The organism is Taklimakanibacter lacteus, assembly GCA_003576695.1.
In the GTDB taxonomy this organism is placed as follows: domain Bacteria; phylum Pseudomonadota; class Alphaproteobacteria; order Rhizobiales; family Aestuariivirgaceae; genus Taklimakanibacter; species Taklimakanibacter lacteus.
The window spans coordinates 1-12,743 of sequence record QOZQ01000008.1 but is presented as its reverse complement, the minus strand read 5'-3'; the positions used below and the strand labels follow the sequence as shown (position 1 = coordinate 12,743).

Annotated in this window: 14 protein-coding genes and 3 tRNA genes; 9 read left to right on the top strand and 8 right to left on the bottom strand. The window is 63.1% G+C overall.

From position 1 onward, the window contains the following. Positions 1–37: 37 nt before the first annotated feature. The 3 genes from DT068_RS16615 to DT068_RS16605 all read left to right on the top strand — a co-directional run bounded on the left by DT068_RS16615 (position 38) and on the right by DT068_RS16605 (position 5,167). Positions 38–1,405 (top strand): TolC family outer membrane protein, encoded by a 1,368-nt coding sequence (locus tag DT068_RS16615; protein ID WP_162914249.1) that lies wholly within the window; start codon positions 38–40, stop codon positions 1,403–1,405. 295 nt (positions 1,406–1,700) lie between these two features. Then, positions 1,701–2,288 (top strand): PopZ family protein, encoded by a 588-nt coding sequence (locus DT068_RS16610; RefSeq protein WP_368904779.1) that lies wholly within the window; start codon positions 1,701–1,703, stop codon positions 2,286–2,288. 206 nt (positions 2,289–2,494) lie between these two features. Then, the gene (locus DT068_RS16605) at positions 2,495–5,167 is read left to right on the top strand and encodes a valine--tRNA ligase (RefSeq protein WP_119390999.1); all 2,673 of its coding nucleotides are present in this window, start codon (positions 2,495–2,497) and stop codon (positions 5,165–5,167) included. Here the strand turns inward: DT068_RS16605 and DT068_RS28075 are convergent. Genes DT068_RS28075 through DT068_RS16585 form a run of 4 tightly spaced genes read right to left on the bottom strand, consistent with a single transcriptional unit; the run spans position 5,151 to position 6,717 of the window. After that, on the bottom strand, positions 5,151–5,555 hold the full coding sequence (locus DT068_RS28075) for a hypothetical protein (RefSeq protein ID WP_162914248.1): 405 nt from the start codon (positions 5,553–5,555) through the stop codon (positions 5,151–5,153). The genes DT068_RS16605 and DT068_RS28075 overlap by 17 nt on opposite strands. After that, entirely contained in the window at positions 5,552–5,869 is a 318-nt protein-coding gene (locus DT068_RS16595) for a hypothetical protein (RefSeq protein ID WP_119390997.1), read from the bottom strand. Before DT068_RS16595 ends, DT068_RS28075 begins: the two co-directional genes overlap by 4 nt. After that, the gene (locus tag DT068_RS16590; protein WP_119390996.1) at positions 5,856–6,248 is read right to left on the bottom strand and encodes a phage holin family protein; all 393 of its coding nucleotides are present in this window, start codon (positions 6,246–6,248) and stop codon (positions 5,856–5,858) included. Before DT068_RS16590 ends, DT068_RS16595 begins: the two co-directional genes overlap by 14 nt. Positions 6,249–6,258: 10 nt before the next feature. After that, a complete protein-coding gene (locus tag DT068_RS16585; protein ID WP_119390995.1) occupies positions 6,259–6,717 on the bottom strand; it encodes a hypothetical protein in 459 nt (152 codons plus the stop codon). Positions 6,718–6,898: 181 nt separating this feature from the next. Here DT068_RS16585 and DT068_RS16580 point away from each other — a divergent pair, with 181 nt between their 5' ends. Both DT068_RS16580 and DT068_RS16575 read left to right on the top strand, forming a co-directional pair. Continuing rightward, positions 6,899–7,504 (top strand): DUF1989 domain-containing protein, encoded by a 606-nt coding sequence (locus tag DT068_RS16580; protein WP_119390994.1) that lies wholly within the window; start codon positions 6,899–6,901, stop codon positions 7,502–7,504. Positions 7,505–7,663: 159 nt separating this feature from the next. Next, complete coding sequence (locus DT068_RS16575; RefSeq protein ID WP_119390993.1) at positions 7,664–7,879, top strand: hypothetical protein; 216 nt, start codon at positions 7,664–7,666, stop codon at positions 7,877–7,879. A gap of 6 nt (positions 7,880–7,885) precedes the next feature. Here DT068_RS16575 and DT068_RS16570 read toward each other — a convergent pair whose 3' ends face one another. Continuing rightward, positions 7,886–8,680 carry a hypothetical protein gene (locus tag DT068_RS16570; RefSeq protein WP_162914247.1) on the bottom strand — a complete coding sequence of 265 codons (795 nt, stop codon included), beginning with the start codon at positions 8,678–8,680 and terminating at the stop codon, positions 7,886–7,888. A 132-nt stretch (positions 8,681–8,812) separates the two neighbouring features. On the opposite strand from DT068_RS16570, the gene DT068_RS16565 reads away from it, so the two are divergent. Then, positions 8,813–9,241 carry a hypothetical protein gene (locus tag DT068_RS16565; RefSeq protein ID WP_119390991.1) on the top strand — a complete coding sequence of 143 codons (429 nt, stop codon included), beginning with the start codon at positions 8,813–8,815 and terminating at the stop codon, positions 9,239–9,241. Between the two features lie 34 nt (positions 9,242–9,275). On the opposite strand, the gene DT068_RS16560 is transcribed toward DT068_RS16565, so the two are convergent. The 3 genes from DT068_RS16560 to rlmB all read right to left on the bottom strand — a co-directional run bounded on the left by DT068_RS16560 (position 9,276) and on the right by rlmB (position 11,442). After that, positions 9,276–9,350: transfer RNA gene (locus DT068_RS16560), tRNA-Thr, on the bottom strand. Positions 9,351–9,405: 55 nt separating this feature from the next. Beyond that, positions 9,406–10,638 (bottom strand): MFS transporter, encoded by a 1,233-nt coding sequence (locus tag DT068_RS16555; RefSeq protein ID WP_119390990.1) that lies wholly within the window; start codon positions 10,636–10,638, stop codon positions 9,406–9,408. Positions 10,639–10,677: 39 nt separating this feature from the next. Further along, positions 10,678–11,442 (bottom strand): 23S rRNA (guanosine(2251)-2'-O)-methyltransferase RlmB, encoded by a 765-nt coding sequence (gene rlmB, locus DT068_RS16550; protein WP_119390989.1) that lies wholly within the window; start codon positions 11,440–11,442, stop codon positions 10,678–10,680. A 160-nt stretch (positions 11,443–11,602) separates the two neighbouring features. Here rlmB and DT068_RS16545 point away from each other — a divergent pair. The 3 genes from DT068_RS16545 to tuf form a co-directional block, all read left to right on the top strand. Further along, a tRNA-Tyr gene (locus tag DT068_RS16545) sits at positions 11,603–11,687 on the top strand. A 68-nt stretch (positions 11,688–11,755) separates the two neighbouring features. Continuing rightward, positions 11,756–11,829: transfer RNA gene (locus DT068_RS16540), tRNA-Gly, on the top strand. Between the two features lie 38 nt (positions 11,830–11,867). Beyond that, positions 11,868–12,743 (top strand): elongation factor Tu (gene tuf / locus DT068_RS16535; protein WP_119390988.1); only part of this gene is annotated, 876 nt, incomplete at its 3' end.

Here is a 12,743-nt window from a genome sequence, read left to right as displayed (position 1 = left end):
AGGGAACATAAAAGTGAGTTTTGGGCAAATGGGGCGTATGCGGTTCAGTGCGTGGGGAATAGCAGGGGCGCTGGCACTTCCGCTCCTGTTTGGTTCAGCGATCGTCAAAGCCGAAACCCTGGCGGAGGCCTTGGCGTCGGCCTATTCCGGCGAGCCGACCTTGCGGGCCGAGCGTGCCCGCCAGCGGGCAACCGACGAGCAGACGCCCCAGGCGCTGTCGGGCTGGCGTCCGACGGTGAGCGCCGCCGGTGACATCGGTGTAACCGATACGCATGCCAGCCCCAATATCGGCAGCAACGGAACCGACTATCCGTCCGACATTTCCATCACCCTGACGCAGCCGGTGTTTCGTGGCTTCAAGACGGTCAAGGGCGTGAAGCGTGCCGAGGCGAATGTCGAAGCCGGCCGCCAGAACCTGCTGGCGGTCGAGCAGCAGACACTGTTCGACACGGTCCAGGCCTATATGAATGTGATCCGCGACCGGCGGATCCTGGCGCTCAGGCAACGTAACGTCACGGTGCTGCGCGAGCAGCTGCGCGCCTCGACCGAGCGCTTCAATGTCGGCGAGGTCACCCGCACCGATGTGGCGCAATCGCGCGCCCGCCTCAGCCTGTCGGAATCGACGGTTGCGGAAGCCAAATCCAATCTCGCCGCCAGCATCGCCACCTACAACAAGGTGGTTGGCCATGCGCCGGGCTCGCTCAAATATCCGAAGCTGCCCAAACTGCCGAAGAGCCTGAACAGCGCCACGGCGCTGGCGGAGAAGATCAACCCCAACATCCTTTCCGCCGCCTTCGTGGCGGAAGCTGCCCGCCACAATGTCGGCGTGGTGAAGGGGGACCTCCTGCCGTCGGTCAATCTGCAGGCAAGCGCGTCCAACACCATTCCCGATCTCGATCACGACAGCCGGAATACGGAGCGGCTGAGCCTCATCGGCAGCGTCAGCATCCCGCTTTACGAGGCCGGCAGCGTCTATTCGGCGGTGCGCGAGGCCAAGCAGACGGAAAGCCAGCGCCGCATCGAGATCATCGGCGCCGCCCGCACGGTGCGGGAATCGGTGGTCACCTCGTGGAACGCGCTGGCGGCCGCCCGCGAGACCATCACATCGGCGAAGGCGCAGGTCTCGGCCTCCGCTCTTGCCCTCGACGGCGTGAAGCAGGAATATCTGGTAGGATCGCGCACGACGCTCGACGTGTTGAACGCGGAAGCCGAGCTGCTCGACGCCCAGGTCACCCTGGCGCAGGCCGAGCGTGACCAGATCGTCTTCGCCTATCAGGTCCTTGGCTCTGTCGGCCAGCTGACGGCCCGGCAGCTCAGCCTCGGTGTCGACTATTACGACCCGATCGAGAACTACGACAATGTCCGCAGCAAGTGGTTCGGCACCGGCGTGAACACGGTCGACTGAACCGAAGCCGTTCCTCGCCATCTCCTGCGCGAGACGCTTTCCGCGGCAACGGTGCGAAACATGAGCGCAGGCCCGCTGTTCTTGTGATAGGCTTTGCCCGCAATTTGCAAGTGCTCCCGTTTTGCGCGATCTTGATCGGGAGTTGGTGCATATGAGTCGCCGGCGACAGGACTTAACCTCAATGAAACAAGGCCACAAACCGGCCGAGCCCAGAATGGAAGACGTGCTGGCTTCCATAAGGCGTGCCATTGACGAGAATGCCACCGGAGCGCCGGCAGACCGTTTGGGTGGGGCAATGGCAGAGCTCAGAGTGAAGCTCGACCGGCCGTTGACGTCGCAGGACAACCGCCAGCGCGACTACAATTCGAGCACGGCATCACAATCGTCACAGGGCTTCGCCGGTATTTTGGGGACAAGGCGGAGCTTCGAGTCGGCGCGGCGGGAGCGGGAACCAATCGAGCCGCGGCCCGAACCGGTCGCCATGCCCGAAGACGACGGGCAGTATATCTATGACGGCTATTATGGCGCGCAGGTCTCCGACTATGACGAATCGGCGCCGGTCGAGCCGCCTTATCCGGCAGGCCGGCCGCAAGTCTCCCAGCGCTACTTGCCGCCGCCCGTGAGCCTCGACAACCGGCAAAGCATGGGGGCGCCGGCGGGCGGCCTCATGTCGGAGAGCAGCAGTGCCGCGACACAGGCCGCTTTCGATCAATTGGCAGATACGATCACCAGGCGAGCATTGGGCGACCGCCCGATCACCGACATCGCGCATGAGCTTCTCAGGGGCATGCTGAAGGAATGGCTCGACAACAATCTGCCCAAGATCGTCGAACGGCTGGTGCGTGAGGAAATCGAGCGCGTTGTCCGGCGGCCGCAGCGATAATCGTTGTTCCATTGATCCAGTCCGGCCTGGGAGCGGAGCGTTTGGCCTGGGTTCGAGGGGTTTGCGGGGGGCAATCCAGCGATGACAGCGGATAAAAGGCAGTCACCACGCATGCGCCGCCTCGAGGATGCGCGCTAAAGGCCGGTTGAAACAGGCAGCGCTCTGGTGTTTAAAGCCCGCCATGCCTCCCCAAATCAGCGAAAATCATGCTTGAGAAGACCTATATCCCTGCCGAAATGGAAGCCCGCCTCTATGTAGAGTGGGAAAAGGGCGGCTTTTTCAAGCCGGGGCGCCGTCCCAAGGCCAAGCCCTTCACTATCGTCATCCCGCCACCCAATGTGACGGGCTCGCTCCATATGGGGCATGCCCTCAACAACACGATCCAGGACATATTGTGCCGCTTCGAGAGGATGCGTGGGCGCGACGTCCTCTGGCAGCCGGGCACCGACCATGCCGGCATCGCCACGCAAATGGTGGTGGAGCGCCTCCTGCACAAGGAGAACAAGACCGACCGGCGGACCATGGGGCGCGAGGCCTTCCTGAAACGCGTTTGGGCGTGGAAGGAGGAATCGGGCGGCACCATCTCGCGCCAGCTGCGCCGGCTCGGCGCCTCCTGCGACTGGAGCCGCGAGCGCTTCACCATGGATGAGGGCCTGTCGCGCGCCGTCCTCAAGGTGTTCGTCCAGCTCTATCGGGACGGGCTCATCTACAAGGACAAGCGGCTGGTCAATTGGGATCCGAAGCTGCTGACCGCGATCTCCGATCTCGAAGTGGTGCAGAAGGAGATCAAGGGCCATCTGTGGCATCTGAAATATCCGATCGAAGGATCGGATGAGCATATCGTCGTCGCCACCACGCGGCCCGAGACGATGCTGGGCGACTCGGGCGTCGCCGTCCATCCGGAGGATGAGCGCTACAAGCATCTGATCGGCAGGAATGTCGTGCTGCCGCTGGTCGGCCGGTTGATTCCGATCGTGGCGGACGAATATTCCGACCCCGAGAAGGGCACCGGCGCGGTCAAGATCACGCCGGCGCACGACTTCAATGATTTCGATGTCGGCAAGCGGCGGACTCTGCGCCAGATCAATGTGCTCGACCAGTTCGGCAAGATGCTGCTCGAGGGCAATGAGGATTTCCTCGCCGCCGCCAAGGTGCCGCCGGCGACATTGGCGCTCCATGGCCTCGACCGGTTCGAGGCGCGCAAGCGCATCGTCGCCATGCTGGAAGAGCAGGGGCTCGTCGACAAGATCGAGCCGCATGTCCACCAGGTTCCGCATGGCGATCGTTCCGACGTCGTCATCGAGCCGTGGCTGACCGAGCAGTGGTATGTCGATGCCAGGACCTTGGCTGAGCCCGCCATCGCCGCGGTCGAGAAGGGCGACACGGTCTTCGTGCCGAAGAACTGGGAGAAGACCTTTTACGAATGGATGCGCAACATCCAGCCCTGGTGCATTTCGCGCCAGCTGTGGTGGGGGCATCAGATCCCGGCCTGGTATGGCCCCGATGGCGAGATCTTCGTCGAGGAGAATGAGGACCTGGCGCTGGCCGCGGCCCAGCGCCATTACGGCACGCGCACGCTCCTGAAGCGCGATGAGGACGTGCTCGACACCTGGTTCTCCTCCGCTTTGTGGCCGTTCTCGACGCTCGGCTGGCCCGATGCGACGCCTGAGCTCAAGCGGCATTATCCGACCGATGTGCTGGTCACCGGCTTCGACATCATCTTCTTCTGGGTGGCGCGCATGATGATGATGGGGCTTCACTTCATGAAGGAGAAGCCCTTCCACACCGTCTATATCCACGCGCTGGTCCGCGACGAGAAGGGCCAGAAGATGTCGAAGTCGAAAGGCAATGTCATCGACCCGCTGGATCTCATGGACCAGTTCGGCGCCGATGCCCTGCGCTTCACGCTCGCCGCCATGGCGGCGCAAGGACGCGACATCAAGCTTTCGACCCAGCGGGTCGAAGGCTATCGCAATTTCGGCACCAAATTGTGGAACGCGGCGCGCTTCTGCGAGATCAACGGCGCCAGGCGCGATCCGGATTTCGACCCGATCGCGGCGCGGGTCACCATCAATCGCTGGATCGTGGGAGAGGTGGCGCGCAGCCGCGACACGGTCACCAAAGCGATCGAGGAGCATCGCTACAATGACGCGGCGGGCAGCCTCTATGGCTTCGTGTGGAACGTCTTCTGCGACTGGTATGTCGAGCTGATCAAGCCGGTGCTTTCGGGAAGCGACGAGGCGGCCAAGGCCGAGACGCAGCATTGCGCGCAGTGGGTGCTCGACCAGATCCTGCTGCTGCTGCACCCCTTCATGCCCTTCATCACCGAGGAGCTGTGGCAGAAGACGCAGGCGCAAGGCATGCTCATCGCCGCCGAATGGCCGAGCTACAAGGGGCTTGGCGATGCGAAAATCGATGCCGAGATGAGCTGGGTCATCGACTTCATCTCGCAGGTGCGCTCGGTGCGCGCCGAGATGAACGTGCCGGCCGGCGCCAGGATCGGTTGCGTCATCGTCGGCGCCAATACGGAATCGCGCCGGCGCGCCGCCACCTGGGAACAGGAGATCGTGCGGCTGGCGCGGCTCAAGTCCATCGATTTCGGCGACAAGGTTCCGGCCTCATCGGCGCAAGTGGTGCTGGGCGAGGCCGTGCTGGCGCTGCCGCTGGAAGGCGTCATCGACTTTGCGGCCGAACGGGCGCGCCTCGGCAAGGAGTTCGAGAAGGTGGCGAAGGACATCGCCGTGATCGAGGGCCGCCTCGGCAATCCGGGCTTCGTCGCCAAGGCGCCGGAAGAGGTTCTGGAAGAGACGCGCGAGCGCAAGGCCGCGCTCGCCGCCCAGCGCGTCAAGCTCGACGAGGCGCTCAGCCGGCTGAAGTAGCGGCCGGGCGCGCTGCCTTGCGGCGCCGGCGCCGGGTCGGCTTTGCCGCGCTGCCGCTATTGCTGGCGCGGCTGGCGCGGACGGGCGCAGCGCGGCGCATGCCATAGGGGAAGAGGGTTCCGATCGCGACGCCGAGTCCCAGGCCGACCGCGCCCAGCAGCAAGGGATTGGCTTCGCTCAGATGAGCGAGATCGGCGCGGCGCGGCATGCGCAAATGGGGGAGGTGGGAGCTTCCGGCCGCTTCATGGGCCCAGTCATAGGCTCGTCCGAGAGTTTCCCGGCCGCGGCGCATCGCCATGCCGGCATTGTCCTGCAGCGACCGGGCGGCGGTCGTCTTGCCGTTTCGGCGAGCCCGCCGCGTCGTCTTGGTTTTCCGGGTGGTCTTCATCTTGGAACCTCCTTCTTTTGAGTTGCGATGAGTGATCTGGCCTTGCGCCTGATGCGCTGGGCCTTGGCTTGTCGCGGCCGGCGGGCGTCCAAAGCGAGCCAGCTCAGTCCCAGCAGCACGGGAATGACGGGCAGGGGATTGCGGCGCAATGACCGGCCGGCGGCGGCGACGGCCTGCCGTCGCGGGTCGAGTTGGCGCAAGGCCTCATCGGCAAGGCCGAGCGGTGTCAGTTTGCGCCTCACCTTGCGCAGGCTTCTGGCGAAATCCGCGCGGCGGCGATCGGCCTCGGCTTCCAGCTCATCAATTCGGCTCATTGAGCGCGCTCCAGATGGTCCTCGCTGTATCCTGCGTGCGGCCCTTCAGCACGGCTGTGTGCAGGATCGTCCGGATCCAGGCGATCAGGCCGCCGGCGATCACGATCAGCATGAATCCGATGGCGAGGCCTGCCATGACCGGGCCCAGGGACGGCGTCAGGCTCGCCACAAGGACGTTGGCCAATGTGACCGATGCGGCGATTGCCGCCATCAGGGCGCCAACCGCCATCAACGCCGCGACTTCCACACGCCGGACGCGCGAGCTTACCTTCGCCCGGAAGAGGCGCCGTTCCGCCGAGGCCCAGGCCCGACCATCGCTCTTCAACTGGTCGAGGAGCTCGCTCAAGGTGGTGTCCGGTTTGCCCTCAGTGTGCGCCATGGCGCTGCTCCTAATGCACGGCCTTGCGGGCGCGTCCGCGCCGTCTTGTGCGTCCGGCGGAGGATTTTGGGCGCGCCTTCATCGGGACCGGCCAGCCATGCACCAATTGCGTGAAGGCAAGACCAGCCGCGACGCCGAGCGTCAGGGTCGCAACCGGCTGGCGCCTGGCGAAATGGGTGAAGTCTTCCAGCATGTCGGGAAATTCGGTCTTGGCGATATAGTCGGCGAGGTCATCGAGATTTTCCGCCGCGGCGTCGCTGTAGAACCGCAGTTGCGGAAAATCATCGAGGGTTGCGCCGAAGTCCCGGGTGGCTGAGGCAAGCTCGACGATCCGATCGGCGCCTGAGCGCTTGCGGCTTTCCGCCAGTGTCGAGGCTAGGGACAGGGCATCGTCGAAAATGCGATTGCCGACCGGCTTGCTGTAGGATGTGCGGCGGGGGCGCCGGGTTTTCTTCGCTGCTTTGGCCAAGGGAGTAACCTCGCAATCCAGGTTGCTGACGCTGCGAGTGACAACGTCCGGATTTCAGGAAAGTTCCCGGAAGGGAACAGCAGCCCTTTGATCCGGCTCGTCTAATCCCGTTCTTGCGTTTGACGCCGCAATCCCGCAAGGAGCGCCGGCATCCTTCGGACATCATCCCGGTGAGAGATTCATGCCGTCATCACGCCACATCACCATCGCGCCGCAGAGCGGCGAGGCTGTCGCCGTCAAGCGCGGCGATCTTGTCCGCATCATCGATCCGAAGGGCCAACAGGTCGCGGATCTCTGGGCCTTCGCGACTGAAGAAGGCGCGCTCGACTGGCTCTCGACATCGCAGACGCGCAATATCACCGAAAGGCTCTTTCCACGGATAGGCGAGAGCTTCTACAGCGCCAAGGCCGAGCCGATGCTGACGCTGATCGAGGATGCATCGCCCGGGCCCCATGACATGCTCTATCCGGCCTGCGATCGCGCGCTCTATGATCATGCGGGACTGCCCGATCATCCCAATTGCCAGGACAATCTTCTGGCGGCGCTCAAGCGCTCCGGCATCGCCATCAGCTTCGTGCCTGATCCGGTGGACCTGTTCCAGAACTCACCGCCGCAGCCCAATGGCCGCATCGATGTCCTGGCCTCGATCAACCCGCCCGGCGGCTATGTGACCTTGCGGGCCGAGCGCGACCTGCTCCTCGTGGTCACCGCCTGCTCGGTCGACTTTCATCCGACCAATGGCGATGCCTGCACCGAGATCGAAGTCGAGGTCACATCGCCTCGATGAAACTGGAAATTCACTGTTGCCTCAAGGTGATGTGTCGACACGTAACTGTCATGAAGCTTGCAAATAATTAAGCCATTCGGCCCGGTCTTTTTGACCGAGCCGTCTTTTCGGATCGCGGAAGTGGTGTTAGGTTTTTCCGGGCCGGCGAGGAGGCGTGACATGGGCAACACCAGACTGACGTGGAACGAAGAGACCAGATCCTTCAAAGCCAACTACCGCATCGAGCATGTCGGCAATATCCATTTCGAAGTCGACTCGAACCTGCCGGGCGGTGGTGCGCGGCAGAGCGGTGACGAGAAGAAGGCGCTGGCGTTGCGCCATGCCAAGCTCCTGGTGCGCAGCCTCGCCGCCGAGCTCGAACGCCAGGCGCGCTGAACGCGCTCAGCCTGCGGCGGCGACCGAGGCGAGATAAGGCACGATGCGCTGCGCCGCATCGTTGTCCATCGTCGTGATGGTCTGATAGAATTTTATCGCCACATCGCACATGCGCTTGTCATCCAGGTGCTTGCCCGGCTCGATGATGAGCTGCAGATCGGCATCCGTCATGCCCTTCGATTTCAGATAGCCGACGGTGATGCGCCAGTCCGCTACGGTGGGCTGCAGATGCTTGAGCTTCAGGCTTTTGCCTTCGGCGGCCGTGCGGAAATAATATCCGGTCGTCTCGTCCGAGAGCTGCATCAGCGTCTGGTCCTTGAGGAAATCGGGGCCAAGTGTCCGGGTGAGGGCAACGCCACCTTTGGCGACCAGCTCGTTGCAGACCTTGAAGCCATATCCGGTCCTGACATAGTCATATTGAGGGATTTGCGCGCTCAGGCTCAGGCGCAGGCGCTGCAAGCTCGCCATGGCGAAATAGGGGGCGTTCTGCCTTCTGAGATTGGCGGTGAACTCGGCGCCCTCGATCAGGGCTCGCTGGGGATCGGTGCCCTCACGCATGTCCCTGAAGACGAGCTCCAGCAATTGCGCATAGGCTTCGGGATAATATTCCTTGAGAACCTGATATGTCTTGAAGCCGGCCAGCTCCTTCTCGACCTCGGCGCGCAGGTCGGTTTCACTGGTCACGGGCGGCCGGGCCCAATCGCGCAAAAGCGGTGCCAGCTCAATATAGGCTGCGGGAATCATGAGAAAGGCGATGAGGGCGACCAACCAGCCCCGTCCCACGTTCTTAACAGCATCCATCCGACAATCATTGCCGACATTTGTGAGTCACGGCAAGGTGGGCGCCAACAATATTTGACGCTTGGTAATTTGAATGCTAGGCCCACAAACTTGGCGGAAACTGTCGTTTGGCGGAGGCGGTCGGGAGGAGTCATGAGGAAAGGGGTACTGATACTGCCGTTTTTTCTCCTCGGCGGATGCAGTACCGCGTCCATGCCGGACCTGGAGGACGTCCCCCCGACCGCGCAAGCGTCGGCGGACCCGGAAGCGGCGGCCGGCCTGACAGGATTGGCTGAACTCACCGCTGAACAGCGGACGGATATAGAACAGGGTGTAAGGCGGGGCCTTTCTGACGACAATTCCGCAGTCTTCGGCAGGATGAAAGCCAGAGTCAGCCAATTCACCACGCAGAGCTACATCGTCTGTGGATGGGTCAATCCGGGCAGCAGCGGATATCAGCCCTTTGTCGCGATGTATGTCCCGAAGATGAGAAACGCGCTGCTGATCGGCGTGGGGGGCCGGCAACCGCCCGACGCCATACGTCGGCGTTGCATCGATGAGGGCGTTCCTCTCGATAGTTAGCGGGGCGGAGGCAGCGCGTGCCGCCTGACTGAAGTGGTGCCGGAAGAGGGGATTGAACCCCCGACCTTCGGTTTACAAAACCGCTGCTCTACCGCTGAGCTATTCCGGCCACGCGCGAATGCGAAGGCCATATAGCGGGCGCTGCCGCGAGGCGCAACGCCCGTTCAGGCGGCGGCCTTCGCCTGCGAGCGGCTGCCCTCGATGTTGGGCAGGAACCAGGTCACGAGCCCGATGAGCGGCAGGAATGAGCAGAGCTTGAAGACATAGCCGATGCTCGTCCAGTCGGCGATCTCGCCGAGGATGGCAGCACCCAATCCCCCCATGCCGAAGGCAAGGCCGAAGAAGAGGCCGGCGATCATGCCGGGCCGGCCGGGCACGAGCTCCTGCGCATAGACGACGATGGCCGAGAAGGCCGAAGACAGGATCAAACCAATGATGATGGCCAGCACCAGCGTCCATTCGAGATTGGCATAGGGCAGGGCCAGCGTGAACGGGACGGTGCCCAGGATCGAGAACCAGATCACATATTTGCGGCCGAAATAGTCGCCGAGCGGGCCGCCCAGGAAAGTGCCGGCGGCAACCGCGGCGAGAAAGACGAACAGATAGAGCTGCGAGCCGTGCACCGACACGCCGAAGGTTTCGATCAGATAGAAGGTGAGGTAGTTGCCGAGGCTCGCCATGTAGACGAATTTCGAGAACACCAGGGCGACCAGGACCGCGATCGAGAGGATGACGCGGTTGCGCGAAAGATGCGCGACCTTGTGGCGCTTGCTTGTTGCAGAAACGCGCGTGCGTCCGTGGGTGGCGTACCAGCGGCCGACGAAGGTCAGGAGACCCATGGCGACAATACCCGCCGCCATGAACCAGGCGACGCTTTTCTGGCCGTGAGGCAGGATGATCAGCGCCGCGAGCAGGGGGCCGATGGCGGACCCGACATTGCCGCCGACCTGGAACAGGGACTGAGCGAAGCCGTGCCGGCCGCCGGAAGCAAGCCGTGCGATGCGCGAGGACTCGGGGTGGAAGATCGACGAGCCGATGCCGACAAAGGCGGCGGCGGCCAGCAGCAGCGGATAGGAGTTGGCGGTTGCGATCATGCCCAGTCCGATGACGGTCATGCCCATGCCGATCGCCGCCGAATAAGGCAGCGGGCGGCGGTCGGTATACATGCCGACCAGCGGCTGCAGGAGCGAGGCGGTGAGCTGGAAAGCGAGCGTGATGAAGCCGATCTGGCCGAAATCGAGGTGATAGGAGTCCTTCAGGATCGGATAGATCGACGGCAGCAGCGCCTGCATCATGTCGTTGAGGAGATGGCAGAGGCTGAGCGCGCTCAACACCGCGATCACAGTGTCATGATGGGAAGGAGCGTCGGCGTTCTCGGCGGTCGTCACGATTGGCATCCTGTTTCCGGAGATGCCCTCCTAGCCGATCAGGCCGTTTCAGGCCTGCGCTTTTTCGGCAACCGAGCCCCCCGACCGGTGCAAAGCATAGAGCGCGATCGCCGTCGCATTCGACACGTTGAGGCTCTTGATCGCTCCCGGCATGTCGAGCCTCACCACGAGATCGCAGGTCTCGCGCGTCAATTGCCTGAGGCCCTTGCCCTCGGCGCCAAGCACCAGCGCCACCGGGCGGGAAATCTTTGCATCGCCGATATCTTCCTCAGCCTCGCTGTCGAGACCGAGGAGGAGGAAGCCATAGCCCCTGAGCTCTTCCATGGCGCGGGCCAGGTTGGTGACCTTGGTGAAGGGCAGATGCTCGTAGGCGCCGGAGGCCGATTTGAGCAGCACGCCCGAGGCTTCCGGGCTGTGGCGGGCGGTGGCGACAAGGGCCGTGGCGCCAAAGGCGGCGCAGCTCCGCATGATGGCGCCGACATTGTGGGGGTCGGTGACCTGGTCGAGCAGGATGACGATTCCCTGGCGCGGGATCTGGTCAAGCCGTGGCTGACGCAAGGGCTTGCAGTCGAGGACCAGGCCCTGATGGACGGCTTCGGGGCCCAGCAGCCGGTCCAGCTCGCGGGGAAGGGCGGGCTCCGGGGTCAGCCCGACGGCGGCGATTTCGGGCGCCAGCCGGTCGGCGGCGTTCCTGGTCGCCAGCAGCTTGATAAACTTGCGTTTCGGGTTCTTGAGCGCCTCGGCGACGGTATGGACGCCGTAAAGGCGCTCAATCTCGTCACTGCCGTGCGGGGATTTCTGGTGATCGGCCATGGGCGACCTTATATAGGAAGGCGGTAACGGCTCAATCCTTGTTACATCTGGCTTTTTTGCGGTTGACAGGTCCTGGCGCGGCGAGCATAAAGCCGCCACTCAAGGGCCCGGGCAACCCCCGGGCTCCTTGGCGTTTGGCTCAAGCTCAATACGGCGATTCGGGGGAATGTCCCGAGCGGCAAAGGGGGCGGACTGTAAATCCGCTGTCTTCGACTTCGTAGGTTCGAGTCCTACTTCCCCCACCATCGCTTTCAGGGGGCAAGGGTCTGAAGCGCCGAGATGAGAATGAGGATTGAGGAGTTCGAGTTCCCGGGCGGGTGTAGCTCAATGGTAGAGCAACAGCCTTCCAAGCTGATGACGGGGGTTCGATTCCCCTCACCCGCTCCAAAGTTTGACGTCCGAGCCGTGTTAACAGGGTTGTAGAAATGGCCAAAGAGAAGTTCAACCGAGACAAGCCGCATTGCAATATTGGGACGATTGGTCATGTTGATCATGGCAAGACGTCGTTGACGGCTGCGATCACCAAGGTTTTGGCTGAGACGGGTGGTGCGACCTATACGGCCTATGACCAGATCGACAAGGCGCCGGAAGAGAAAGCGCGTGGCATTACGATTTCGACGGCGCATGTCGAGTACCAGACGCAGAACCGGCATTATGCGCATGTCGACTGCCCTGGCCATGCCGACTATGTGAAGAACATGATCACTGGTGCTGCCCAGATGGACGGCGCCATCCTGGTGGTTTCGGCTGCCGACGGCCCGATGCCGCAGACGCGCGAGCACATCCTGCTTGCCCGCCAGGTCGGCGTTCCGGCGCTGGTTGTGTTCATGAACAAGGTGGACATGGTCGACGATCCGGAGCTTCTGGAACTGGTCGAGATGGAAGTTCGCGATCTTCTGAAGTCGTACCAGTTCCCGGGCGACGAGATCCCGATCGTGAAGGGCTCGGCGCTGATGGCGCTCGAGGGCAAGAACCCCGAGCTTGGCCATGATGCGATCCTGAAGCTGATGCAGGCGGTTGACAGCTATATCCCGCAGCCTGAGCGTCCGAAGGACCAGCCGTTCCTGATGCCGATCGAGGACGTGTTCTCGATTTCGGGCCGCGGCACGGTCGTGACGGGGCGCATCGAGCGCGGCATCGTGAAGGTCGGCGAGGAAGTGGAGATCATCGGCATCCGTCCGACGACGAAGACGACGGTTACGGGCGTCGAGATGTTCCGCAAGCTGCTTGACCAGGGCGAGGCCGGCGACAATGTCGGCGCTCTGTTGCGCGGTGTCGACCGCACGGGTGTCGAGCGTGGG

What these genes read in the sequence shown, in the direction of transcription:
- DT068_RS16580 (WP_119390994.1), top strand. Translation starts at nt 6,899, where the DNA reads ATGCCGTCATCACGCCACATCACCATCGCGCCGCAGAGCGGCGAGGCT.
- DT068_RS28075 (WP_162914248.1), bottom strand. Translation starts at nt 5,555, where the DNA reads ATGAAGACCACCCGGAAAACCAAGACGACGCGGCGGGCTCGCCGAAAC.
- DT068_RS16575 (WP_119390993.1), top strand. Translation starts at nt 7,664, where the DNA reads ATGGGCAACACCAGACTGACGTGGAACGAAGAGACCAGATCCTTCAAA.
- DT068_RS16605 (WP_119390999.1), top strand. Translation starts at nt 2,495, where the DNA reads ATGCTTGAGAAGACCTATATCCCTGCCGAAATGGAAGCCCGCCTCTAT.
- DT068_RS16595 (WP_119390997.1), bottom strand. Translation starts at nt 5,869, where the DNA reads ATGAGCCGAATTGATGAGCTGGAAGCCGAGGCCGATCGCCGCCGCGCG.
- rlmB (WP_119390989.1), bottom strand. Translation starts at nt 11,442, where the DNA reads ATGGCCGATCACCAGAAATCCCCGCACGGCAGTGACGAGATTGAGCGC.
- DT068_RS16565 (WP_119390991.1), top strand. Translation starts at nt 8,813, where the DNA reads ATGAGGAAAGGGGTACTGATACTGCCGTTTTTTCTCCTCGGCGGATGC.
- DT068_RS16590 (WP_119390996.1), bottom strand. Translation starts at nt 6,248, where the DNA reads ATGGCGCACACTGAGGGCAAACCGGACACCACCTTGAGCGAGCTCCTC.
- DT068_RS16570 (WP_162914247.1), bottom strand. Translation starts at nt 8,680, where the DNA reads ATGGATGCTGTTAAGAACGTGGGACGGGGCTGGTTGGTCGCCCTCATC.
- DT068_RS16615 (WP_162914249.1), top strand. Translation starts at nt 38, where the DNA reads ATGCGGTTCAGTGCGTGGGGAATAGCAGGGGCGCTGGCACTTCCGCTC.
- DT068_RS16555 (WP_119390990.1), bottom strand. Translation starts at nt 10,638, where the DNA reads ATGCCAATCGTGACGACCGCCGAGAACGCCGACGCTCCTTCCCATCAT.
- DT068_RS16610 (WP_368904779.1), top strand. Translation starts at nt 1,701, where the DNA reads ATGGCAGAGCTCAGAGTGAAGCTCGACCGGCCGTTGACGTCGCAGGAC.